Raw genomic sequence first — 24,159 nt, forward strand, 5'->3', positions numbered from 1 at the left:
CGGGCCGCCGCGCTCAGCCCAGCACCCGGTCCAGGTTGAAGGCCGCGCTGATCAGGGACAGGTGGGTGAACGCCTGCGGGAAGTTGCCGAGCTGCTCGCCGGTGGGGCCGATCTCCTCGGCGTAGAGGCCGACGTGGTTGGCGTACGTCAGCATCTTCTCGAAGGCCAGCCTGGCCTGCTCGGTGCGGCCCGCCCGGGCCAGGGCCTCGACGTACCAGAAGGAGCAGATGGAGAAGGTGCCCTCGGTGCCGCCCAGGCCGTCCGGGCTGGCGCTCGGGTCGTAGCGGTAGACCAGCGAGTCCGAGACCAGGTCGGCGGTGAGGGCGTCGAGGGTGGACAGCCACTTGGGGTCGGTCGGCGAGACGAACTTGGCCAGCGGCATCATCAGCAGCGAGGCGTCCAGCACCTCCCCGTCGAGCCGCTGCACGAACGCGCCGCGCTCGGCCGACCAGCCGCGCCCCATTATCTGCCGGTAGATCGCGTCGCGGGTCTGCCGCCAGCGCGGCAGGTCGGCCGGCAGGCCGCGGTGGTTGGCCAGCCGTATCGCCCGCTCGATCGCCACCCAGCACATCAGCCGCGAGTAGATGTAGTGCTGCCGGCCGCCGCGCGACTCCCACACGCCCTCGTCGGGCTGGTCCCAGTTGTCGCACAGCCAGTCCACGACCACGCCGACCTCGTCCCAGCGGTCGCTGCTGATCGCCCGGCCCCACTTGTCGTAGAGGTAGACGGAGTCGATGAGCGCGCCGTAGATGTCCAGCTGGAGCTGTCCGGTGGCGGCGTTGCCGACGCGTACGGGGGCGGAGCCGAGGTAGCCCTCCAGGTGCGGCAGCTCGTACTCGGGCAGGTCCTCGCGGCCGTCGATGCCGTACATGATCTGCAGCGGGCCGCCGGCCAGGGCGCCCGTGGAAGCGCTCGCGCGTTCGGACAGGAAGTCCATGAACGCCTCGGCCTCGCTGGTGAAGCCCAGCCGGAGCATGGCGTAGACGCAGAAGGCGGCGTCGCGGATCCACACGTAGCGGTAGTCCCAGTTGCGCTCGCCGCCGATGCGCTCGGGCAGGCTGGTGGTGGGGGCGGCCACGATGGCGCCGGTCGGCGCGTAGGTGAGGAGTTTCAGGGCCAGCGCCGAGCGGTGCACCATCTCGCGCCAGCGGCCGTGGTAGCGGGACTGGTGCAGCCAGCCGCGCCAGAAGCGGACGGTGGTCTCGAACTCCTCCTCCGCCTCGGACTGCGGGCACACCCGGGGCAGCTCCGCCTCACCCGCGCCGTCCCCGATCCGGTCCAGCGTGAACACCGCCGACTCCCCCTCCAGGAGCTTGAAGCGGGCGAAGGCGTCCTGGCCGTCGCACTCCAGCGGGACGGTCGCGGTCAGCGCCATGGACAGCGCGGAGGAGCGGAACACCACGGCCCGGCCGTGCGACTCGGCGGTGTGCCGGAGGGTGCCGTAGCCGAAGCGGGGGGCGACGCGCGCGCTGAAGGGGAGCGTGCCGCGTACGCAGATGACGCGGCGGATCAGCCGGTGCATGCCGCTGTCGCCGTCCCCGCGGTCGCCGTCCCCGCGCGCCCGGCGGCCGTCGCCCCCGGCCGGACCGCTCCCGGCCGGATGGCCACCGGCCGGATCGTCCACGACCGGCATGAAGTCCTGGATCTCGGCCACGCCGTCGGCGGCGAAGAAACGGGTGATCAGTACGTTGGTGTCGGGGAAGTAGAACTGCCGGGTCCTGGCCGGCACGTCCGCGCTCAGCGCGAAACCGCCGCCCCGCTCGGCGTCCAGGATGCCCGCGAAGACGGCGGGCGAGTCGAAGCGCGGGCAGCAGTACCAGTCGATGGTGCCGTTCGTGCCGACGAGCGCGGCCGTCCGAAGATCGCCGATCAGTCCGTGCTCGGCGATCGGGAGGTACCGGGCGGACGGCTCGCGCCCGCGCTCGAATCCGCCCGGCTCGAAGGTCATCGCCGGTATGTCATCGCGGCTTTTCCGCGGCGGCGCCCGGTCGGCACCCGGTCAGCGCCTGCGGCCGGTGGTCGCCGACGAGGTCGCCGACGTGTCGAGCACGCAGTCCGAGCCAGGGAAGATCTCCGTCTCCCGGCCGTCCTCGTACCGGACCCGGTACGGAGGCTCGCCCTCGCGTCCCAGCACCTCCAGCACCTCGGCCCGGTGCTCCGGAGTGCCCACCGTGTGCCCTGTGAAGCGCAGCACGTCGCCCTTGTGCACCTGCATGGTCCGCTCCCCTCGCGCAGCACGTGCGTCCTGTGCGGTCGTGGAAGACCTCTTTGTCCGAGGGTACGCCTGTACGACCGGTACGACCCGGCGAGCGCGGCGGCGTCCGTACGGGTGCTTCGCGGCGCGGCTCCGGGGTGCGCCGGTGGACGGGTGCGTCAGTGGATGCCGTGGCGGGCCAGCAGCGACGCGAAGGCGGACGCCGTGAAGAGGGAGTTGGCATCGCTGCCGGTGACCGTGGTGCCGTCGATCTTCACGGTGGGGGTGCCGGTGGCACCGCCGGCGAGGAACGCGGCCTCGGAGCGGTGGACGAAGGCGAGGTAGCGGTCGGTGGTCACCGCGGCCTTGAAGGCGGGTGTGCTCAGCCCGGGGACCTGGCCCGCCAGGCTGAGCAGGGCGGCGGTGGTGAAGCCGTCGGCCGACTCGGGCGGCTGGTTGGCGTAGAGCACGTGGTGGTACGCGGGGAAGCGGTTCTCCTGGACGGCCGCGCGCAGGGCGTTGACCGCGCGGTGCGAGCCGTCACCGCCCGCGGTGCTGTCGATGAACGACGCCAGGACGTAGCGCAGCTGCACGGTGCCCGCCTTGGCCAGCGCGAGGAGCTGGGCGTCGTTGGCGTCCTCGAACCGCTTGCAGATCGGGCAGCGCGGGTCCTCCTCGATGGTCACCGTGTGCTTGGCGGCCGGGTCGCCCACCACGATCGTGGTGCCGTCCGCGGCCACCACCGAGGGCAGGCCCCCGGGGGGCGGGGGCGCGGTGGTCGGCGTCTGGGGCGGCGGCGGGGGCGGGGAGGGGACCGCCGTGGGGTTCGTGGCGCCCGTGGCGCTCGCCGAGGCCCGGCCGCCGGGCCGGGCGGCGTCTGTGTGCCCGCCGCTGCCGCCGCTTCCGCCCGAGCCGCCGCAGGCCGTGAGCGCGAACGCCATCAGCGCCGCCACCGTACCCGCCGTCATCGCGCCCACTCGCGACCGCCGCACCGCGCCCCCCGACTCCCGCCCGCCACGCCCGACTTGCGGCCGGCACGCCCGTCCTGCCGCTCTGGCCGCGACCCTACCGGAAGGGGCGAGGCGGCGGAGGACGGTTGCGAGCCGGTCGTGTACCGGCTACTCGTATGCCCGCCGGTCGCGGACGGGCGGGTCGCGTACGGGCCTGCCGGTCGTGCCGTCGACGCGCCCGCTTCCCGGCGAAGGCGGGCGGGGGCGGCGGCGGGCATCACGCGAGGCCCCTGGTGATCGCCGACGATCGCGGGCGGTCACGGCAGGGTGAGGACGCGCGGCCCCTCCTCGGTGACGGCGATGGTGTGCTCCATGTGGGCGGCGCGGCTGCCGTCGACGGTGCGCAGGGTCCAGCCGTCCGGGTCGACGCGGTACGCGCCGCTGCCGCCCGCCATCAGCATCGGCTCGATGGCCAGGGTGAGGCCGGGCCGCAAGGGGAAGCCGCGCCCGGGCCTGCCCTGGTTGGGCACGTGCGGGTCCTCGTGCATACGGCGCCCGATGCCGTGGCCGCCGAAGTCGGCGGGCATGCCGCAGCGCGCGGCGCGGGCCACCGTACCGATCGCGTGCGCGATGTCGCCGAGGCGGTTCCCGGCCGTGGCGGCCGCGATGCCCGCGTCCAGGGCGCGCCGGGCGGCGGAGACGAGTGCGGTGTCCGCCGGCCTCGGGGCGCCGACGCAGAACGTGATGGCGGCGTCGCCGGTCCAGCCGTCGAGTTCGGCGCCGCAGTCGACGCTCAGCAGGTCGCCGTCGCGCAGCCGGTAGTCGCCGGGGATGCCGTGGACGACCGCGTCGTTGACGGACGCGCAGATCACCGCGGGGAACGGTACGGGCGCGAAGGACGGACGGTAGCCGAGGAAGGGCGAGCGGGCACCGGCCCGGCGCAGCACGTCGCGCGCCACCTCGTCCAGCTCCCGCAGGCTCACCCCGACGGCCGCGGCCTCGCGGGTGGCGGCCAGCGCGTTCGCCACGACGCGGCCGGCCTCGCGCATCGCGTCCAGGGCGTCGGCGCTCTTGATCTCGACCATGGGGGTCTCCTCGACGGGGTCACCGTGTTCCAATTCTTATACCGGTATTAGTATCACGTGCATGGTACGTACTCCCCTGACCCCCGAGGAGCGGGCCCGCGGCGAGCGCTTCGGCACGCTGCTGCGCGAGGCCCGCGGCGACCGCAGCATGCCCGAGGTGGCGGCGGCGGCCGGTATCTCCGCGGAGACGCTCCGCAAGATCGAGACGGGCCGCGCCCCGACCCCCGCGTTCTTCACGGTGGCCGCCCTGGCCTCGGCCCTCGGCCTGTCCCTCGACACCCTGGCCGCGGCCTGCGCCCAGCCGTCACCGGACGACCGGACGCAGCCGCGCGAGGCGGCGGCCTGACCCCCGGCCCGCCCCGCGCGGCGCGGGCGGGTCTCAGGTCTCCTCCATCCGCCGGCCGGTGAGTTCGTAGCTGTGGCCGCCGGGGTGGCCGCCGTACTCGCAGCACCCCTCGCCCGCGGGCGGCGGCCCCACCGCCGGGCAGTCCGGCAGCACGACCAGCCGCACTTCGCCCTCCGGGCGGCTCCAGCGGGCCCACACGGCTCCGGTGTCGCGGCCGGCCAGGTGCATCACGTGAGCGTGGTGCTCCCCGGTGGCGTGCGCCTGCAACGAGCAGCGCAGATCCCGCTCGACGTCCTCCACCGCTGCCGCCCCGCCCGGGGCGAACCCCATGGCCACGGGCACGAGGTACGCGGGCAGCCGCGCCCGCCGCCCGCATACGCGCGCGGGCGCCGAGCACTGCCAGCTCTCGTCGATCATCAGGCCACCCTGATCAAGGCCCAGACAGCCTTGCCCTCGTTCCCGTGGAGCGTTACCCCCCATTGCCCGTCGGTGAGCACGTCCACGAGTGCAAGACCCCGGCCGCTCTCGTCGTCCTTCCCCGCCCTGCACGGCCGCAGTCGGACACCGGCACCATCGTGCACCTCGACGCGCACGGCGTCTTCCAAGCGGAGGAATCGCGTCTCGATCGACCTTCCTCGCGGCGAATGGCCATGCCGAACCGCATTGGTCACAAGCTCGGAGAGCACGAGTTCCGCGGTGCTCGCCAGATCGGCGAGGTCCCAGGCAGCGAGGACGCGACGGAGTTCGCTGCGTGCCGATCCGACGCAGTGAGCCTGTGCGGGCCACGTCCGCACAACCTCCGTCCCGTCCGCGCGCGACTGGTCGACGGGCTCTGGACGCCCTTTCCCCACAGGCGGGTCATGCAAGTCGATCGGGTTCACGGTGAATCACTCCATTGGTGCGTGCGGCCTGTCCGGGCGATTCCCAACGCTTTCGCCTCTTCGGCCGGCCTGGAAGTGTGTGCCGACGCCGAGTGAGCGTGTGCGTTTCACACATCGTGTGAATGCGCGGCGGCTAGTCTCGGTCGAGGGTCGGCAGTGAGGGGGTCGCATGGAGCCGAACACATTGCTGGACGCACTGCTCGATGAGGCAGGCATGTCCCGTGCCGGACTGGCAGCACGTGTCAACAGCCTCACGAAATCACGGGGGAAAGCCACCCGATATGATCACGCCTCGGTCATCCGGTGGTTACGCGGTCAGCGCCCGCGGGGCGCTGTCCCCGACATGATCTGCGACATCTTCACGGAACAGTTGGGCCGCCCGTTTTCGCACGACGACATCGGCATGGGCGAGCCCCTGTCGGTCGACGTGCCGAGGGGTGGGCTGGCCGCTTTCATCGACAGGTCAACGGCTCTGTGGCGTGCGGACGAGCAACAACGATCCGATGTACGGGAGGCGTCCACGATTGACGGCCTCGCCGCAGTGGCCCCCGTGTGGGAATGGGAGAACCCGCCGGAGGACACCGACGTGTCCCGCGAGGGAACATCGCACGTCGGGGCGCCCGACATCGATGTTCTGCGTACGGCACGCACCCACTACGAGCAGATGTACCGCAAGGTCGGCGGTGTAGCGGCAAGGGACCGGATCGTCCGCTTCCTCACCGGAGATGTCGCACCAGTGCTTCGCGGTTCGTACTCGGATGCGGTTGGGCGGGAGTTGCACCGTGCCGTGGGCGGCCTGGTGTCGATCGCCGGGATCTGCGCCTACGACAGCGATGCGCAGGGCTTGGCCCAGCGTTATTTCCATCAAGCGCTACGTCTTGCCAAGGCCAGCGGCGATCGGTCGTTCGGTGGCTACGTCATCGCGCTGATGGTCAACCAGTCCGTTTTCCTCCGTGAATACCGACAAGCCGTGGCATTCGCGGAGGCAGGCCTGCGGACCGCCGGCTCCCACATCTCTCCTGCCTTGGCCACCGACTTGTACGCGATGCAGGCGAAGGCGTTCGCACGCATGGGCGACCAGATCAATGCCCATCGCTGTATGGCGCTCGCTGAAACGGCTGCCGGACGGATTCACCCGGGCGACGAACCGGAGGAGACCGGCTATGTTCAACCCGGCCTTGTGGAAGCCCACTTGGCAGAGGCACTGATAAGTCTCGGTGACATGAGCCCTGCGCAGGAGTACGCCCACGAAGCCGTACGTTCGCAGGCGCACGCCCGTGGGCGCGTACACCGACTGGCGACCCTCACCAACGTACAGCTACGCAGCGGCGAGAACGAGCAGGCAGCCGCCACCGCGGCCGCGATGGTCCGTGAGGCCCGCGGCATGGAATCCCAGCGCTTGAGAGACCGGCTGATCTCGGTCCGGCGGTCCTTCGCCGAGCATGGCGGAGCGGCGGCCAGGGACACGACAGAACTGATCGACGAGACTCTGCGCCTGCCGCTGTAGCGTGGGCTGCGCCTGGGACAGTGCCGAGCCCCAGCGCGGAAGGCGGCCGGGTCGTGGCAGCGTGGAAGAACCTTGGAGAACGGACCGTTTACGAGAACCCCTGGCTCAGGGTGAACCTCGCCGACGTGGAACTGCCCGACGGCCGCCACCTCGATCACTATCTGCTCCGGCAGCGGCCGGTCGCGCTGGCCACGGCCGTCAACGAGAAGAACGAGGTACTCCTGCTGTGGCGGCACCGGTTCATTCCCGATTCCTGGGGGTGGGAGATCGCCGCCGGGGTGGTCGAGGACGGGGAGGACGTACAAGAGGCGGCCGCGCGGGAGATGCTGGAGGAAACGGGATGGCGGCCTGTACTGCCGTTGCGGCATTTGCTCACGGTGGAGCCGTCCAACGGACTGTCCGACGCGCGGCACCACGTCTACTGGGCCGAAGGAGCGGAGCACGTGGGCGATCCCGAGGACGACTTCGAATCGGACCGCCGTGCGTGGGTGCCGCTCAAGGACATCCCGGAGCTTGTGGGGCGCGGCGAGATCCGGGCGTCGAACACCGCGGCCGCCCTGCTTTTGCTGCACCACATGCGACTGGGCTGAGCACAACCTGACCGGCCCCGAGCCCGGCTGCGGGGCGGACCGGGCCGAACTGCCCGCGCGGCAGCGCGAGACCGACGTTCGAGACGGTCGCGAACCGCGGAGTCGGCCGGGGCCGGCCGGGCCGGGCGTGGGAGCGTGGAGGGCCCGGGGAGTCGGGAACTCCCCCATAAGAAAGAAAAGGGAGCACCGTGGCCCACCCGCACGCCGATGGACGGCCCGCCCCGCAGGAACCCGCCGTCCGGTCGATGACCCTGCTCGTCGCCGCCGTCATCGTCCACGACGCGGCGGCCGGGCGGGTGGCGCTGCTGCGGCGCGGCGAGAACGCGCGGTTCGCGCCCGGGAAGTGGGACCTGCCGTCGGGCAAGAGCGAGCCCGGCGAGCCGGTCAGCGGGACGGCCGTACGGGAGCTGCGGGAGGAGACCGGGCTGCTGGTGGAGCCCGGGTCCCTGGAGGTCGTCCACGTCGTCCACGGCGCCTGGGGTGTCGAGGCGCCCGGCGGCTTCCTCACCGTCGTCTTCGCGACCCGCGCGTGGGAAGGGGAGTTGGAGAACCGCGAGCCGGGCAAGCACGCCCGGGTGCGCTGGTTCGCCACGGACGACCTCCCCGCCGATTTCGTGCCCAGCACCGGGAGCGCCCTGCGCGGCTACCTCTCCGGCGGCCCGCGGCTCACCCTGCGCGGCTGGCACTGACCGGGCGGGCGGCCACCGGGCCGTAAACCCCCCTCACGCCGTGCCGAGTTCCCCGCGGGCCGAGGCCACCCAGGCCGCGACGCCCGGGGAGTCCGAGTCGCGGGCCAGGTCCGCCGCTTCGTCGAGCAGGGTCGCGGCGTCGTCGGGCCGCTCCTGCTGGGCGGCGAGGTGGGCGAGGCCGATCAGGTTCGCCGCGACCCCGGGCAGGAAGCCGAGGTCGCGGCGCAGCCGGGTGGACTCCTCGAGCAAGGACCGCGCCTCGTCCAGCCGGCCGGCCATGTGGGCGGCGAACCCGAGGTGGCGCAGCGCGTAGGACATGGTGAGACGGTCCTCGGCCCGGGTGGCGAGCTCCAGGGAGCGCTCGAAGGAGGGCAGGGCCGTCTCGTCGTCCTCGCGCACCACCTGGTGGTACGTCCCGATCCAGAACAGCGCCTCGCCCTCGCCCCGCACGTCGCCCAGCCGCCGGTAGAGCGCCGCGGCGCGCTCGAAGAGCTCCAGTTCGGCCGAGGCGTCCAAGCTCCGGTCCGCCAGGAAACGGGCGTGCACCAGCCGGCCCCGGGCCAGGGCGACATCGGCCTCGACCGCGTCCAGCCCCTCGTCGGCGGCGGGCAGCACCCCGGCGTCGCCCCCGAAGACCGCCCGCTCGTAAAGGAGTTGGGCCCGCTCGATCCGCTCGTCCACAGTCATGCGGCGATCCTACGCAGCCGGGTACGCGGGGCCGCGCGCCGCCGGCCGCCACCGGGCGCCCCCGAGGACCGCCCCGCCGGCGCCCCCGTACCCGCCCCTGCCCGCGCCCGGCCGCCCGGCCGCCCGGCCGCCCGCCGAAGAATTCACCCGGAAACCCCTTCGGGGGAACTGTCTACGCGCGTATCTTGGGCCGGATCGCGCGCGCCCGCGAGGGCGTGACGCACCGTCGCATGCCGTGAACGCCAACGGAACGCGGGCAAGCCCGCGCAACCCGCTCCGTACGAAGGAGAAGCCCCGGTGCCGCACCCCTCCGAGGACACACCCACCCCCGCAAGACCCGGACCGGCAACCCCGGCGGCCCAGGCCGCCCCGGTGACCCCGGCCGCCCGCCGAAACGGCAGCCCCGCCCTCAAGAAGCGGCTGCTGCCCGTCGGCATAGCCGGCTCCCTCGTCCTGGCCGCGCTCGGCGTGCACGCCGCCGTCGCCACGCCCTCCGCGGACGCCGTGATCAGCGAGGTGTACGGCGGCGGCGGCAACTCGGGCGCCACGTACACCAACGACTTCGTGGAACTTGCCAACGCCGGTGCCGCGCCCCTGGACCTGAGCGGCTACAGCGTGCAGTACCTGCCGGGCAGCCCCACCGCGAGCTCGAAGTGGCAGGCCACCGCGCTGAGCGGGACGCTGGCCGGCGGCGGGCGGTACCTGGTGCAGGAGGCGGCCGGGACCGGCGGCACCACCGCGCTGCCCACACCGGACGCGACGGGCACCGTCAACATGTCGGGGACGACCGGCACGGTCGCGCTGGTGTCCGGCGCCGACCCGCTGACCTGCCTGACCGCCGCGGACTGCGCGGCCGACTCGCGGGTGAAGGACCTGGTCGGCTTCGGTACGGCGGTCGTCCACGAGGGCGGCGGCCCGGCGGCCGGCGCGAGCAACACCGCGTCGGTCGCCCGCAGTGCCGCCCTGACCGACACCGACGACAACGCGGCGGACTTCACCGCGGGCGCACCGACCCCGCAGAACTCGGCCGGGGGCGGCACGCCGACGACACCTCCCACGACGCCGCCGAGCACGCCCCCCACCACCCCGCCGACCACGCCGCCGAGCACCACTCCCCCGGTCGCCGCCAGGATTCACGACATCCAGGGCCCCACCCGCCTGTCGCCGCTCGCGGGCAAGGCCGTCACCGGCGTGACCGGCGTCGTCACGGGCGTACGCGGCTACGGCTCGTCGCGCGGCTACTGGGTGCAGGACCCGCGGCCGGACGACGACCCCCGTACCAGCGAGGGCATCTTCGTCTACACCGGCTCGGTGAGCCCGGCCGTGGCGGTCGGCGACAGTGTGAGCCTGGACGGCACGGTCTCGCAGTTCTACCCGGGCGGCACGGGCATCGGCGGGCAGTCCGTCACCGAGCTGACCAAGGCGAAGGCGACCGTGGTCTCCAGCGGCAACCCGCTGCCGGCGCCCGTGGTCCTGGACGCGGCCGACGTGCCCGACGCCTTCGCGCCGAGCGCGGGCGGCGGCAGCATCGAGTCGCTGCCGCTGCGGCCCGCGGACTTCGCGCTGGACCTGTACGCGTCGCTTGAGGGCATGAACGTGGCGTTCTCCGACGCGCGCGTCGTGGGCGCCACCGACCCCTACTCCGAGTTGTGGGTCACGGTGAAGCCGCGGCAGAACCCGACCAGGCGCGGCGGCACCGTGTACACCGGGTACGACCAGCCGAACTCCGGCCGCTTGATGGTGCAGTCGCTGATCCCCCTGGCCACCCAGGCGTTCCCCACGGCCGACGTGGGCGACACGCTGGCCGGGCGGACCGAGGGGCCGCTGGACTGGAGCCAGTACGCCGGCACGTACGCCGTTCAGGCGCGCGCGATCGGCACCGTCGAGGATGGCGGCATCGCCCCCGAGGTGACCGCGAAGGCGCGGCCGGACCAGGTGACGGTGGCCACGTACAACGTGGAGAACCTGGCGCCCTCCAACGATCGGGCGAAGTTCGACCGGCTGGCCAAGGGTCTGGTCACCAACCTGCGCTCGCCCGACATCGTGGCGCTGGAGGAGATCCAGGACAACGACGGCGCCACCGACGACGGTGTGGTGGCCGCCGACAGGACGCTCACCGAGCTGACCGGCGCGATCGCGGCCGCGGGCGGCCCGCACTACCAGTGGCGGGAGATCGACCCGGTCGACGACAAGGACGGCGGGCAGCCCGGCGGCAACATCCGCCAGGCGTTCCTGTTCAACCCCGACCGGGTGTCCTTCACCGACCGCCCGGGGGGCGACGCGACGACCGCGGTGGGCATCACCGGCACCGGCAGGAACACCGCCCTGACCGCCTCCCCCGGCCGGATCGCGCCGGACGACCCGGCCTGGACCGACAGCCGCAAGCCGCTGGCGGGCGAGTTCACCTTCCGCGGCCGCACGCTGTTCGTGATCGCGAACCACTTCGTCAGCAAGGGCGGCGACCAGGGCGTCGACAGCCGCTTCCAGCCGCCGGTGCGCGGCTCGGAGGTCCAGCGCATCCAGCAGGCGATCGTGGAGCACGACTTCGTGCGGCGGCTGGAGCAGGCGGACCCGCGCGCGGACGTCGTCGTCCTGGGCGACCTGAACGACTACCAGTTCTCGCCCGCGGTCCTCGGCCTCACCGGCGACGGCGAGGTCCTCACCGACCTGGTCGACACGCTGCCGCCGCGCGAGCGCTACTCGTACGTGTACGAGGGCAACTCCCAGGTGCTGGACCACATCCTGGTCAGCCCCAACCTGCGCCACGACGTGGACTACGACGTGGTCCACATCAACTCCGAGTTCGCCGACCAGACCAGCGACCACGACCCGCAGGTGATCCGCCTGGAGCCGTAGCCGGCGCGGCCGCCGGCCCGGCGGCATGAGCGAGGGCCCCGGCATCCGGATCCGCCGGCCACGACGTCACGTCGGCGGCGGTCCGGTGCCGGGGCCCTCGCGGTGCCAGGTCCCTCGCGGTGCCGGGTCTCGGCGGTTCCGGCGACTCGGCGGTTCCGGCGGCTCGGCGCCCACGGGCGCCGGGCCGTCAGTACTCCTCCACGCCCGGGCCTTCCTCGACCTCGCCCATCCTGGCCTTGATCACCGGGGCGATCAGCAGGTCGTAGACACCGACTCCGATGACCGCACCGGCCAGCGGGCCGACGATGGGAATCCAGAAATAATGATGGAACCATTGGAATGTTCCCGGTAGGGCGATCGCGTCCCAGCCCTCGGCCCAGGTGAACAACCGGGGGCCGAAGTCACGGGCCGGGTTGATGGCGTATCCGGAGTTGGTGCCGAAGGTCAGACCGATCGCCACGACCACCAGGCCGATGAGGAACGGGTGGAGATTCGACATCGGGGCCGTGTTGCGCGTGTCGATGAGCGCGCAGATCAGCATGAGCAGCAGCCCGGTGCCGATCATTTCGTCGAGGAACGGACCCCACCAGGAATTCCCGAAGTACTGGGCCGGGAATGTGGCGAAGATGGAGTACGTCGGCAGCGACTTGTTCCGTGGGATGCCCGCCTTGGACTCGGCCGAGTCGATCGCCCAGTGGTAGGAGGCGTAGACGAGGGCGGCGGCGACGAAGGCGCCCGCGAGCTGCGCGAACCAGTAGGGGATGATCTTCTTCCAGGGGAAGTCCCGGCGGACGGCGAAGCCCAGGGTCACCGCGGGATTGAGGTGGGCGCCGCTGATGCCGCCGGCGACGTACACGCCGAACACGACGGCCAGGCCCCATCCCCAGGAAATGATGAGCCAGTTGGGGGCACCGAACGGAACGCTCTGCCGCCCCGAACCGGGGAGGCCGACGACGGCGACGGCGACCGATCCGACGCCGATCAGAATCAGAACAAAGGTTCCCAGGAATTCGGCGAGCATCTCACCGCCGATTCCTTCTCGATAACCGCGTCGACGCGCGATGTGCTCAGCCATCGGCTCTCTCCTTGGTCGGCATGGAAACAGACCTACCGCTTTCCGGCGGTCCGCGCATGCACGAGGGACGCCATCGGAGTGAACCGTTCGGCGAGTCGCCGTCACATTCCCCCGGGCGGCCGGAACCGGGTTTCCGCCACGGCCGGTTCCGGCCGCCGGGGGGGCGCGGGTGTCAGACGGTCAGAACGATCTTCCCGGTGACGTGGCCGCGTTCGCTCTCGCGATGCGCCTCGGCGGCCTGGTCCAGCGGGTAGACGCGGTGGATCACGACACGCAGCTTGCCGGCCGCGAACAGCGCCAGCGCCTCTTCGAAGGCGGGCCGGTGGCGGGGCTCGTCGGAGGCACCGGAGCTGAAGTGGACCCCGAGGCGGGCGGCGCCGGCCGCGTCGGCGATGGTCACCACCCGCTCCTTGCCGCCGGTCAGCTCGATGGACGCGGCGAGCGCGTCGCCGCGTCCGGCCCCGTCCATGGCCGCGTGGACGCCGTCGGGGGCCACCGCCCGCACGCGGTCGACGAGCCCGTCCCCGTACGCCACCGGGATCGCCCCGAGCGAGCGCAGCAGGTCGTGGTTGGCCTCGCTCGCGGTACCGATCACGGTGGCGCCGCGGGCGACCGCGATCTGGACGGCGATCACGCCGACCGCACCGGCCGCGGCGTGGACGAGCAGCGTCTCGCCGGGCCGCAGGGCGAGCAGTTCCAGTACGCGGTACGAGGTCTCGGCCGCGACCGGCAGCGCCGCGGCCTGCTCCCAGTCGAGCGGGCCGGGCTTGAGGGTGGTGACGGCGGCCGGGGCCAGCGCGTACCCGGCGTAGGAGCCGGTGGCCGTGGGGCCGAACACCTGGTCCCCGAGGGTGAGGCCGGTGACGCCCTCCCCGAGCGCGTCGATCACGCCGGCGGCCTCGACGCCGGGGATGTGCGGGAAGTCCACCGGGAAGACCTGCCGCAGCGAGCCGTCCCGGATCTTGCAGTCCAGGGCGTTCACGCCGGCCGCGCGGACCGCGACGCGCACCTGGCCGGGTCCGGGCTCGGGCAGCGGGAACTCCTGGCGGCGCAGGACGTCCGCGGGGCCGAACTCGCTGTAGGCGACGGCGGCCATGGACGTCGTGGGCGCCGTGGGCGCCGTGGACGCTGGTGACTGGCTCATGTGGCTCACGTTTCCTCGGAAGTCGGGGGCGATGAGATGACCGGTTCCAGCATGGACGGGTGGGCGGGCCGGTGGGCCGCTTCCCGGCGCGCACGGCGTTTCCGACGCGCCGACGGCGGCGAAGCGGACCGAAAAGGCCGACACGCCCGGGACGGACACATGAAAAGGAAATGCGCACACTTAGCCACTGTTTACAAGGCAGGTGGCGCATATCACCCGCGATTCACCAAGCTCGTGGCCCATTATGTCTGGAATGCGGCAGACGCGCGTTTGCCTCTACCCCCTCCGACGTGTCACAGTCGATGTCAACGGCGGCCGATCGACCCGGGCTCCGCCGTTCCACAGGCGCCGCGGACACACCCCCCCTGTCGCGCGGCGGTTCCGAAGAGGCCCTCCCGCGTCATCCCCCCCCGATGCGGAGGGCCTCTTCTTGTGCCCGCGCTTCCCTCACCCGCCCCCGCGTACCGCGCCGGGCGGCGCACTCAGCGGTCGGCGGAGACCCGCAGCTCGAACCAGGTGGTCTTGCCGCGCGGCTGGAGGTCGACCCCCCAGCGGTCGGAGAGCGTGTCGACCAGGAACAGCCCGCGCCCGCTGATGTCGAGCGGCCGGACCGGCAGCAGGCACGGCAGCGCCCGCGAGGGGTCGCGCACCTCGACCCTGATCCAGCCGCGCCGCCGCGGCATCCGCAGCCCGAAGGTGCGCGCGCCGGTGTGGCGTACGGCGTTGCCGACGAGTTCGGAGACCAGCAACTCGACGGTGTCGCCGAACTGGGGCAGGCCCCACATCCTGAGCACGGAGAGCGACAGCCGGCGGGCGGTGGCGGCCGACTCCGGGCGGGAGGTGAGGTGGACCTCGCGGGCCGACGGATCGCCGAGCAGGTCGAGCGCGGTGACCGCGGCGTCGTCGGCCGGGATCGGCGTCACCCGCGCGACGCTCTCCGCCCGCTGCGACTGCTCAGATCCTCCCCGGCCCGCCATGTCCTTCATGATGGCCGTAACGGCGGTGCCGCGCGGGGTAACCACCGGAATTGATGACACCGGATCAGGCCATGTACCGGCCGCCTGTCGCATATGCCGGCAGCACCTGCGGGCGTCGGCGACCCCGCCCGCCCGGGGAGTCGCGCAGGCCGTCGCGGACACGGAGAGTCGCCGAGTCGTGACACCGGGGAGTCGCGCGGGGTTCCCCGAAAGTGCCGCCACGACCCCATCGCTACTCTCCGTCATGCCCTCACCCGAACTTGGCCTTGCCGGGGCCCTCCTCCACGAAGCTGCGCATGCCGGTCTCGCGGTCGTCGGTGGCGAACAGCGCGGCGAACAGGTGCCGTTCGAGGGCGAGCCCGGTGTCGAGGTCCGCGTCGAGCCCCTTGTCGACGGCCTCCTTGGCGGCCCGCAGCGCGTACGCCGGCCCGCGCGCCAGCCGCTCGGCCCAGGCGCGGGCGGCCCCGTACACCTCCTCGGCGGGCACCACCTTGTCGACCAGGCCGAGCGACAGCGCCTCCGCCGCGTCCACCATGCGGCCGGTGAAGACGAGGTCCTTGGCCCGCGAGGGGCCGATCAGCCGGGCCAGGCGCTGCGTGCCGCCCGCGCCCGGGATCAGGCCGAGCAGGATCTCGGGCTGGCCGAGCTTGGCGTTCTCCGCCGCGATCCGGATGTCCGCGCACAGCGCCAGTTCGCACCCGCCGCCGAGCGCGTAGCCGTTGACGGCCGCCACGACCGGCTTGGGGATCCGCGCCACGGCGGTGAACGCGGCCTGCAGGTCGCCCGCCCGCAGGGCCATGTCCTGGTAGGACATGGCCCGCATCTCCTTGATGTCCGCGCCCGCCGCGAACACCTTCTCGCCGCCCCACACCACCACGGCCCGCACCTCCGCCCTGCGGGCCGCCTCCTCGGCGACCTCCTTGAGCAGGTCCTGGGTCCGCGCGTCCAGCGCGTTCATCGGCGGCCGGTCCAGCCGGATCGTCCCGACACCGGCGTCGACTTCGAGGGTTACTGTCATGGCCGGAGAGTACGCCGGGCGACGCCCGGCGACCGCCCGAGGGTCACAGGGCCGAGCCCGCCACCCACTCCTGCCAGGTGAGGTTCCAGCCACCCATCCCGTTGTCAGGGGAGACGGTCGCGTCGTGGGAGTTGACGACCCGGATCGGGTCCCCCACCAGGGAGTGGGTGAAGAACCAGCCGGCCGGCGTGTCCGCGCTCCCGCCCTTGGTGTCGCGCAGGCCGATGCAGCCGTGGCTGACGTTGGTGGCGCCGAAGACGTCGGGCGGCGACCAGTAGTTGCCGTGGACGAAGGTGCCGGAGCGGGTCAGCCGCATCGCGTGCGGCACGTCGGGGATGTCGTACTCGCCGCCGAAGCCGACCGTGCGGCTGTCCATCCGGGTCAGCGCGAACTTCTCGGCGATGACCATGACGCCGTTGTACGTGGTGTGCTCGGGGCTGCCCGCCGAGACCGGGAGGGTGCGGATGACCGTGCCGTCGCGCCGCACGGTCATGATGTGGGTGGCCGCGTCGACCGTGGAGCGCTGGTCGCGGCCGATGGTGAAGGCCACCGTGCGTACTTGCGTGCCGTACACGCCGGGCGCGGCGCGCACGTCACGCAGCCGCAGGGCGAGGGTGACGTGGGTGCCGGGGCGCCAGTAGGCGGCCGGCCGCAGGTCCAGGCGCCGGTCGCCGAACCAGTGGCCCACCACCCGCACCGGCGGGTCGGACGTCACGGTGACCCCGCGCTCGACGGCGGCGCGCTCGATGACGGGCCGGTTGAACCGCACGGTGATGATCATCCCCGTGCCCACGGTCGCCCCGTTCGCGGGCGTCGGGAAGCCGATGAGGTCGTCCCTGGGCACGAGTGTGGTGAAGGTGGTGTGCCTGGCGGTCGCGTGGCCGTCGGCGTCGACGGCGTAGGCGTCCACCGTGTACGGGGTGGCCGGCAGCAGTGCCGCGTCCGGGCGCCAGGTGCGGGCGTCCGGGGAGACCGTGCCGGGCACCGCGGCGCCGTCGCCGCTCTGCACGGAGACCTCGGTGAGGGTGCCGCCGGTGACGGTGACCGCGAGCGGGCCGGCCGGCGGCACGTCCTTCGCGCCGTCCTCCGGGCTGACCGCGATGACCGCCCGCGAGTCCTGCGGGCGCTGCGCCCCGGCGGTGGCGGCGGGGACCGGGGGCGGGACCCGCTTGCCGTCCGAGCCGAACCCGGGGCCGCAGCCGACCGCGACCACCGCGCCCAGCACCGTCCCCAGCATCGCGCCCCACACCGCGCCCGTGCGTCTCGCCGCTGTCCTCACGCACCCACAACGACGCCGCACCCGCCGGGGAAACGCGCCGCCTGACCATCGCCGCTTCCGGAGGGTGACGCACCACCCCCTGGTGGGAAGAATGCCGGGAAGGACACGGCCCGCCGGCGGGCACGGGACGCCCGCGCGGCAGCCCGGGCCGGGTCCTTGCGCCGGCGAGCCGCGGGAGGCAGACACGTGTCCGAGACGGAGTCCGGCGCGGCCGGGCGAGCCCCGCGAGGCCCGTCGGGGCCGGACGGTGCGAGGGCGGCATGAGCAGGATGCAGCCACCCGAGCCCGGGGTCGCCGTGCCCCCTCCCGGCCCCGCGGAGGCCGCCCCCGCCGGGGGGCCGGTCGCGGTGCCGGGCCCGCCCCGCCCCCGTACCGCGGGCGGGGGCGGCCCCGGCCGAGCGGTTTCCGCGCGCACCCGGGAGGCCACCGTCCGGCCGGGGGCGCCGCATCCGCTCGGCGCCCGTTTCCGTACCGGCCCCGACGGCGCCGCGGGCACCAACTTCGCGCTGTGGGCGGCCGGCGCGGAGTGGGTGGAGGTGTGCCTGTTCGACGAGGACGGCGGCGAGACGCGGGCGGCGCTGACCGAGCTGACGCACGAGGTGTGGCACGGCTTCGTGCCGGGGGTGCGGCCCGGCACGCGGTACGGCTACCGGGTCGGCGGTCGCTGGGACCCGTGGACCGGCGCCCGCTGGAACCCGGCGAAGCTGCTGCTCGACCCCTACGCGCGGGCGGTGGACGGCGAGTTCCGGCTGGCGCCCGAGGTGTACGGGCACGTGCGGCACTGGCCGGAGGCCGGCGTGGCCGACACCGTGCGCGACGACCGGGACTCGGCGCCGTACGTCCCCAAGGGCGTGGTGGTCGATGACGACGACGACTGGCAGGACGACCGCCGGCCCAAGACGCCCTGGTCGGACACGGTGCTGTATGAGCTGCACGTGCGCGGCTTCACCATGCGCCACCCCGGCGTACCGCCCGAACTGCGCGGTACGTACGCGGGCCTGGCCCACCCGGCCGCGGTCGAACACCTGACCCGGCTCGGGGTGACCGCGGTCGAGCTGATGCCGGTGCACCAGTTCGCGCACGAGGAGCACCTGGAGCGGCAGGGGCTGCGCAACTACTGGGGCTACAACTCGATCGGCTGGTTCGCGCCGCACGCCGCCTACAGCGCCTCCGGGACCCGCGGCCAGCAGGTGGGCGAGTTCAAGCGGATGGTCAAGGCGCTGCACGCGGCCGGGATCGAGGTGATCCTCGACGTCGTCTACAACCACACCGCGGAGGGCGGCGAGGGCGGCCCCACCCTCAGCCTGCGCGGCATCGACAACCGCGGCTACTACCGGCTGGCCGCCGACCCCCGCCGCTACACCGACTACACCGGCTGCGGCAACACCCTGAACGTGGTCCAGCCGCACGTGCTGCGCCTGATAACGGACTCCCTGCGCTACTGGGTGACCGAGATGGGCGTGGACGGCTTCCGCTTCGACCTCGCCGCCGCGCTCGCCCGCTCGACCAACGACGTGGACATGCTGTCCCCCTTCCTCACGGTGATCGGCCAGGACCCGGTCCTGCGCCGGGTGAAGCTGATAGCCGAGCCCTGGGACGTGGGTCCTGGGGGCTACCGGGCGGGCGCGTTCCCGCCGCTGTGGACCGAGTGGAACGACCGCTTCCGCGACACCGTGCGGGACTTCTGGCGCGGCGCCACCGACGACGTGCGCGACCTGGGCTACCGGCTGTCGGGGTCCAGCGACCTGTACGACTGGGGCGGCCGGCGCCCGTACGCCTCCGTCAACTACGTGACCGCCCACGACGGCTTCACCCTGCGCGACCTGGTCTCGTACAACGGCAAGCACAACGAGGCCAACGGCGAGGAGGGGCGGGACGGCAGCGACGACAACCGCTCCTGGAACTGCGGCGCCGAAGGGGAGAGCGACGACCCGGCGGTGACGGCGCTCAGGCGCCGGCAGATCCGCAACATGCTGGCCACGCTGCTGCTGGCCACCGGGGTGCCGATGCTGGTGGCGGGCGACGAGATGGGCCGCACCCAGGGCGGCAACAACAACGCCTACTGCCAGGACAACCCGGTCGGCTGGGTCGACTGGTCGCTGCTCGACGACCCCTCGTGGGCGGGCCTGCGCGACCTGGCGGCCCGCCTGATCGCCCTGCGCCGGGCGCACCCGGTGCTGCGGCGCGGCGGGTTCTTCTCGGGCCTGGCGGCCGGCGCGGAGGGGCTGCGGGACGTGGCGTGGTTCGCGCCCTCGGGGCGGGAGATGACCGGCGAAGACTGGTTCGCGCCGTCCGCCACGCTGGGGATGTTCCTGTCCGGGCGGGACATCCCGCAGCGCGACGCCCGCGGCGAGCCGGTCCTCGACGACAGTTTCCTGCTGATCGCGCACGCCCACCACCGGCCGGTGTCCTTCACGCTGCCGGGCCCGCCGTGGGCCGGCTCGTACGAACTGCTGCTGGACACGGCCCTGGAGGAGCAGGCGGCGCCCCCGGGGACGGCCGTCGCGGCGGGCACCGAGGTCCGGGTGGGGGCGCGGTCGGCGCGGCTGTACCGGGTGGGTGCGCCGGGCCCGGACGGCGGCGGACCGGGCGGACCGGACGGACCGGACGGTCGCAGGACCGGTCGGGGCGGCCAGGACGGCCGAAGCGGCCGGGGCGGCCGGGGCGGACCGGGTTCCGGCGGGAAAACGAGGTGAGCGCTGTCGGTGCCCGGCCTTACTGTCAGGGGTGATGCCTGCCACGACCCCTGACTCCGCGCCCGCCGTCCGCTCCCGGTCGGTCATCCGGTCGCTGCTGCGCCTGTGGCCGTACGTCAGACCCGTGCGGCTGCGGCTCGGGCTGTCGGCCGTGGTCGCGGTCGTGGCGTCCTGCATGGCCCTGCTCATCCCCCTGGTGCTCAAGTGGATGGTCGACGGCCCGATCCAGGACCACGACACGGCCGGGGTGTGGCGCGGCGGCCTGCTGATGCTGGGGCTGGGGCTGCTGGAGGCGGGACTGTTCGGGGTGCGCCGTTGGCTGGTGGCCAGGCCCCTGGCGGGGGTCGAGGCGGCGATGCGGGCCGACCTGTACCGGCACCTCCAGCGGCTGCCGGTCGCCTTCCACGACCGCTGGGCGTCGGGGCAGCTCCTGTCGCGGGCCACCATGGACCTGCAGATCCTGCGCATGTTCCTGGCCTTCCCGCTGGTCTTCCTGGTGGTCAACGGCGCCACCATCCTCATCGGCTTCGCGATCCTGTTCGCCCAGGCGTGGCTGCTGGGCCTGGTGCTGCTCGTGCCGGTGATCCCGCTGGTGGTCCTGTGCTCGTACTTCGAGACGCGGTACGCGCTGGCCGCCCGTACGGCCCAGGACCAGGCCGGCGACCTGGCGACCGTGGTCGAGGAGTCGGTGCTGGGCATCCGCATCATCAAGGCGTTCGGGCGGCACCGCAGCCAGGCGCGGGCGTTCCGGCTGCAGACCGGGCGGCTGTGGGACACCGAGATGCGCAAGGCCCGGCTGCTGTCGGACATCTGGGCGGTCATCATGACGCTGCCGGAGCTGGCGATCGGCGCGGCCCTGGTCGTCGGCGTGCTCCGGGTCTCCGACGGCCGGCTGTCGGCGGGCACGCTGGTGGCGTTCCTGTCCACCGCCCTCACGCTGCGCTGGCCGGTGGAGTCCATCGGCTTCCTGCTGGCGATGAGCAACGAGGCCTCCACCGCCGCCGACCGCTACTTCGAGGTGATGGACCACCCGGAGGCCGACGTCTCGGGCACGGAGCCCGAGGAGGACCGGGGCCAGGACGGGCTGCGGATGAGCGGCGTCCGCTTCCGCTACCCCGACGCCCCGGCCGGCACCCCGGACCTGCTGCGCGGGGTCGACCTGCACATCCGGCCGGGCGAGACGATGGCGCTGGTCGGCGCGACCGGCAGCGGCAAGACCACCCTGACGGCGCTGCTGCCCCGGCTGCACGAGGCGACCGGCGGCCGGATCACCCTGGACGGAGCGGACGTCGCGGGCCTGCCGGTGCGCCGGGTGCGCGAACTGCTGTCGGTGGCCTTCGAGGAGCCGACACTCTTCTCCGCCTCGGTGCGCGAGAACGTCGCCATGGGCGCGGGTCCTGCGGGCGTCACCGAGGCCGACATCCTGCGCGCCCTGGACATCGCGCAGTGCGACTTCGTGACGAACCTGCCGCAGGGCCTGGACACCCAGGTCGGCGAGCAGGGGCTGAGCCTGTCCGGCGGGCAGCGGCAGCGGCTCGCGCTGGCCCGCGCCGTGGTCGGGCGGCCCCGCTTCCTCGTCCTGGACGACCCGCTGTCCGCGCTCGACGTGCACACCGAGGCGCTGGTCGAGGCCGCGCTGCGCGAGGTGCTGCGGGAGACCACGGCGCTGGTGGTCGCCCACCGCCCCTCCACCGTGCTGCTCGCCGACCGGGTGGCGCTGCTGTCGGACGGCCGGATCACGGCGGTGGGCACGCACACCGAACTGCTGCGGGACAGCGCCGAGTACCGCTGGATGATGTCGGGCGCGTCCGGCCCGGGGGATCCGCTCGGACCGCCCGGTCCGCAGGGCGGGCGGACCCCGCTGGAAGGGAGCAGGACCCGATGACCTCCGTCGCCGAGCAGACGGCCGAGCGGCCCCCGGAGGAGGACGGCACGCCGGGCGCCCCCGGGGCCGCGCCGGACCCCTTCGACCAGGACGTCCTGCCGGCTCCGAAGAACGCCCAGCTCACCTTGCTGCGTTCGCTGCTGAGCCCGCACCGCGCCAGGCTGTGGCTGGCCACGGCGCTGCTGCTGGTCCAGCAGGCGGCCGTGCAGGTCGGCCCGCTGCTGGTCGCGTACGCCATCGACCACGCCATCCCGGCGGTGCGCCACGGGCGGCACGGCCCGCTGGTCGCCGTCGCCTGCGGCTACCTCGGCTGCGGCCTGGCGGCCGGGATCCTGCAGCGCGCCTTCATCCGCACCGCCGCCCGTACCAGCCAGGACGTGCTGGTCGACCTGCGCGGGCGGATCTTCCGCCACGCCCAGTCGCTCAGCCTGGACTTCCACGAGCGCTACACCTCCGGGCGGCTGATCTCGCGGGCCACCTCCGACGTCGAGTCGATCCGCGAGCTGCTCGCGGAGGGCCTGGAGGAGCTCATCGAGGTCGTGCTGTCCGCGGTCTACATCTCGGTGCTGCTGCTGGTGCTGGACTGGAAGCTGGGCCTGGCCACCATGGTGTCGTTCGGGCCGCTGTACGTGGGGATCCGGAGCTACCGGCGCCGGTCGATGGTCGCGTACCGCAGGCGCTCGACGGCGACCGCGGCGGTCATCGTGAAGTTCACCGAGACGATGAACGGCATCCGGCCGGTCAAGGCGTTCCGCCGCGAGGAGCCCGGCGACGCGGCCTTCGAGGAGCTCAACCGCCGCCACGAGCGGGCCAACGGCGACGCGATCCTGGAGATGGCCAGGTACGTGGTGGGCTCGCGGCTGATCGCCAACGTCACCATCGCGGCGATCGTGCTGTGGGGCGCGTACCGGGTGGCCCAGGGCGGCATGGCGCTGGGCGTGCTCGCCGCCTTCGTGCTGTACCTGCGGCGGCTGTACGACCCGATCGACCGGCTCGGGATGTTCCTCAACTCCTACCAGTCGGCGGCCGCGTCCCTGGAGAAGATCGCCGGGCTGCTGGCGCAGCGGCCGGGGGTGCCGGAGCCCCGGCAGCCGCTGCCGCTGCCGGAGCGGGCGGCCGGGCAGCCGGGCCGCGAGGTCGTCTTCGAGGACGTGCGGTTCGCCTACCGCACCGGCGGGGAGGTGCTGCCCGCCTTCGACCTGCGGCTGCCGGCCGGGCAGACCGTGGCGGTGGTCGGCGCCACCGGCGCGGGCAAGTCCACGCTGGCCAAACTGCTCGCGCGCTTCTACGACCCCACCAGCGGGCGGGTGCTGCTCGACGGCGTCCCGCTGCGTGACCTCGCCCCCGCCGACCTGCGGCGCGGCGTGGTCATGGTCACGCAGGAGGCGTTCCTCTTCTCGGGGACCGTCGCCGACAACATCACCATCGGGCGGCCCGACGCCACGCGCGAGGAGGTCGAGGCGGCGGCCAAGGCCATCGGCGCGCACGACTTCATCACCGCCCTGCCCGACGGCTACGACACCGACGTCCGCAAGCGCGGCGGCCGCATCTCGGCCGGGCAGCGCCAGCTCGTCGCCTTCGCCCGCGCCATGCTCGCCGACCCGGGCGTCCTGATCCTGGACGAGGCCACCTCGTCCCTGGACGTGCCCGGAGAACGCGCGGTCCAGCACGCCATGCACACCGTGCTGCGCGGCCGCACCGCGGTGATCATCGCGCACCGCCTGTCCACGGTCGAGATCGCCGACCGCGTCCTGGTCATGCGTGCCGGCCGGATCGTGGAGGACGGCCCGCCGGACCGGCTCATCGCGTCCGAGGGCCACTTCGCGGACCTGCACCAGGCGTGGCGGGACAGCCTGGTGTGAGCGGGTGACGCCGGGCGGGCGACGCGAGCGGGCGGGCCGGTCGGCCGGTTCGCGGCGTCACCCGAACGGCGTGGCCGGTCACCCGTCCGGCGGTCGCGGCCCGGGCCGAAACCCCAGCGGGCGGCCCGAGTTCGGGTGTTTTGCCGGGTTTCTCCGGTGTGGGGTGATCGGTCCGCGGGATCCGCGTCCGTACAGTGCGGGTGCGAACACTGCCCCACCCTGTAGGAGAGAACATGGCAACCGGCACCGTGAAGTGGTTCAACTCGGAGAAGGGCTTCGGCTTCATCGAGCAGGACGGCGGCGGCTCCGACGTCTTCGCCCACTACTCGAACATCCTGGCCAAGGGCTACCGCGAGCTGCTGGAAGGCCAGAAGGTCGAGTTCGACGTCACCCAGGGCCAGAAGGGCCCCCAGGCGGAGAACATCCGCGCGGTCTGAC

The 24,159-nt window shown here is 73.3% G+C and carries 21 protein-coding genes; 9 read left to right on the forward strand and 12 right to left on the reverse strand.

The genetic code is table 11. The features are described from left to right. Nucleotides 1-13 precede the first annotated feature (13 nt). From K7G61_RS28260 to map, 4 genes are all read right to left on the reverse strand, one after another. Nucleotides 14-1,948 (reverse strand): glycoside hydrolase family 15 protein, encoded by a 1,935-nt coding sequence (locus K7G61_RS28260; protein ID WP_225849844.1) that lies wholly within the window; start codon nt 1,946-1,948, stop codon nt 14-16. A gap of 51 nt (nt 1,949-1,999) precedes the next feature. Continuing rightward, on the reverse strand, nt 2,000-2,215 hold the full coding sequence (locus tag K7G61_RS28265) for a DUF1918 domain-containing protein (RefSeq protein WP_225849845.1): 216 nt from the start codon (nt 2,213-2,215) through the stop codon (nt 2,000-2,002). Between the two features lie 158 nt (nt 2,216-2,373). Next, nucleotides 2,374-3,162, reverse strand: coding sequence for a thioredoxin domain-containing protein (locus tag K7G61_RS28270; RefSeq protein WP_225849846.1), 789 nt, complete (start codon nt 3,160-3,162; stop codon nt 2,374-2,376). Between the two features lie 299 nt (nt 3,163-3,461). Then, nucleotides 3,462-4,229 carry a type I methionyl aminopeptidase gene (gene map, locus K7G61_RS28275; RefSeq protein ID WP_225849847.1) on the reverse strand — a complete coding sequence of 256 codons (768 nt, stop codon included), beginning with the start codon at nt 4,227-4,229 and terminating at the stop codon, nt 3,462-3,464. Nucleotides 4,230-4,290: 61 nt separating this feature from the next. Here map and K7G61_RS28280 point away from each other — a divergent pair, with 61 nt between their 5' ends. Next, nucleotides 4,291-4,575 carry a helix-turn-helix domain-containing protein gene (locus K7G61_RS28280; protein ID WP_225849848.1) on the forward strand — a complete coding sequence of 95 codons (285 nt, stop codon included), beginning with the start codon at nt 4,291-4,293 and terminating at the stop codon, nt 4,573-4,575. A 33-nt stretch (nt 4,576-4,608) separates the two neighbouring features. Here K7G61_RS28280 and K7G61_RS28285 read toward each other — a convergent pair whose 3' ends face one another. Both K7G61_RS28285 and K7G61_RS28290 read right to left on the reverse strand, forming a co-directional pair. Then, nucleotides 4,609-4,992 carry a hypothetical protein gene (locus tag K7G61_RS28285; protein ID WP_225849849.1) on the reverse strand — a complete coding sequence of 128 codons (384 nt, stop codon included), beginning with the start codon at nt 4,990-4,992 and terminating at the stop codon, nt 4,609-4,611. Further along, nucleotides 4,992-5,456: an ATP-binding protein gene (locus K7G61_RS28290; RefSeq protein ID WP_225849850.1), complete on the reverse strand. Its 465-nt coding sequence runs from the start codon at nt 5,454-5,456 to the stop codon at nt 4,992-4,994. The genes K7G61_RS28285 and K7G61_RS28290 overlap by 1 nt, the downstream gene beginning before the upstream one ends. Nucleotides 5,457-5,625: 169 nt before the next feature. Here K7G61_RS28290 and K7G61_RS28295 point away from each other — a divergent pair, with 169 nt between their 5' ends. From K7G61_RS28295 to K7G61_RS28305, 3 genes are all read left to right on the forward strand, one after another. After that, the gene (locus K7G61_RS28295) at nt 5,626-6,963 is read left to right on the forward strand and encodes a transcriptional regulator (protein WP_225849851.1); all 1,338 of its coding nucleotides are present in this window, start codon (nt 5,626-5,628) and stop codon (nt 6,961-6,963) included. Between the two features lie 53 nt (nt 6,964-7,016). Beyond that, nucleotides 7,017-7,553 (forward strand): NUDIX hydrolase, encoded by a 537-nt coding sequence (locus K7G61_RS28300; protein ID WP_225849852.1) that lies wholly within the window; start codon nt 7,017-7,019, stop codon nt 7,551-7,553. Nucleotides 7,554-7,798: 245 nt separating this feature from the next. Then, entirely contained in the window at nt 7,799-8,242 is a 444-nt protein-coding gene (locus K7G61_RS28305) for an NUDIX domain-containing protein (protein WP_225849904.1), read from the forward strand. A gap of 33 nt (nt 8,243-8,275) precedes the next feature. Here K7G61_RS28305 and K7G61_RS28310 read toward each other — a convergent pair whose 3' ends face one another. Further along, nucleotides 8,276-8,929 carry a tetratricopeptide repeat protein gene (locus K7G61_RS28310; RefSeq protein WP_225849853.1) on the reverse strand — a complete coding sequence of 218 codons (654 nt, stop codon included), beginning with the start codon at nt 8,927-8,929 and terminating at the stop codon, nt 8,276-8,278. A gap of 423 nt (nt 8,930-9,352) precedes the next feature. Here K7G61_RS28310 and K7G61_RS28315 point away from each other — a divergent pair, with 423 nt between their 5' ends. Beyond that, complete coding sequence (locus K7G61_RS28315; protein WP_225849905.1) at nt 9,353-11,785, forward strand: endonuclease/exonuclease/phosphatase family protein; 2,433 nt, start codon at nt 9,353-9,355, stop codon at nt 11,783-11,785. Nucleotides 11,786-11,972: 187 nt separating this feature from the next. Here the strand turns inward: K7G61_RS28315 and K7G61_RS28320 are convergent, their stop codons facing one another. The 5 genes from K7G61_RS28320 to K7G61_RS28340 all read right to left on the reverse strand — a co-directional run bounded on the left by K7G61_RS28320 (nt 11,973) and on the right by K7G61_RS28340 (nt 17,236). Further along, nucleotides 11,973-12,860, reverse strand: coding sequence for an MIP/aquaporin family protein (locus K7G61_RS28320; RefSeq protein WP_225849854.1), 888 nt, complete (start codon nt 12,858-12,860; stop codon nt 11,973-11,975). Nucleotides 12,861-13,032: 172 nt separating this feature from the next. Then, on the reverse strand, nt 13,033-13,956 hold the full coding sequence (locus K7G61_RS28325) for an NADP-dependent oxidoreductase (RefSeq protein WP_225849906.1): 924 nt from the start codon (nt 13,954-13,956) through the stop codon (nt 13,033-13,035). A gap of 530 nt (nt 13,957-14,486) precedes the next feature. After that, entirely contained in the window at nt 14,487-14,981 is a 495-nt protein-coding gene (locus tag K7G61_RS28330) for an ATP-binding protein (protein WP_225849855.1), read from the reverse strand. Between the two features lie 250 nt (nt 14,982-15,231). Beyond that, complete coding sequence (locus K7G61_RS28335; RefSeq protein WP_225849856.1) at nt 15,232-15,999, reverse strand: enoyl-CoA hydratase/isomerase family protein; 768 nt, start codon at nt 15,997-15,999, stop codon at nt 15,232-15,234. Between the two features lie 43 nt (nt 16,000-16,042). Continuing rightward, nucleotides 16,043-17,236, reverse strand: coding sequence for an Ig-like domain-containing protein (locus tag K7G61_RS28340; protein ID WP_263984966.1), 1,194 nt, complete (start codon nt 17,234-17,236; stop codon nt 16,043-16,045). Between the two features lie 311 nt (nt 17,237-17,547). Between K7G61_RS28340 and glgX the strand changes: the two genes are divergently transcribed. From glgX to K7G61_RS28360, 4 genes are all read left to right on the forward strand, one after another. Continuing rightward, a complete protein-coding gene (glgX, locus tag K7G61_RS28345) occupies nt 17,548-19,974 on the forward strand; it encodes a glycogen debranching protein GlgX (RefSeq protein ID WP_374204271.1) in 2,427 nt (808 codons plus the stop codon). A gap of 34 nt (nt 19,975-20,008) precedes the next feature. Then, on the forward strand, nt 20,009-21,859 hold the full coding sequence (locus tag K7G61_RS28350; protein WP_225849859.1) for an ABC transporter ATP-binding protein: 1,851 nt from the start codon (nt 20,009-20,011) through the stop codon (nt 21,857-21,859). Beyond that, complete coding sequence (locus tag K7G61_RS28355; RefSeq protein WP_225849860.1) at nt 21,856-23,721, forward strand: ABC transporter ATP-binding protein; 1,866 nt, start codon at nt 21,856-21,858, stop codon at nt 23,719-23,721. Before K7G61_RS28350 ends, K7G61_RS28355 begins: the two co-directional genes overlap by 4 nt. 233 nt (nt 23,722-23,954) lie before the next feature. Further along, the gene (locus K7G61_RS28360) at nt 23,955-24,158 is read left to right on the forward strand and encodes a cold-shock protein (RefSeq protein WP_225849861.1); all 204 of its coding nucleotides are present in this window, start codon (nt 23,955-23,957) and stop codon (nt 24,156-24,158) included. The last annotated feature ends 1 nt before the right edge of the window (nt 24,159 follow it).

The sequence above is a fragment of the Streptomyces sp. HPF1205 genome, from assembly GCF_020400825.1.
Classification (GTDB): Bacteria; Actinomycetota; Actinomycetes; order Streptomycetales; family Streptomycetaceae; genus Actinacidiphila.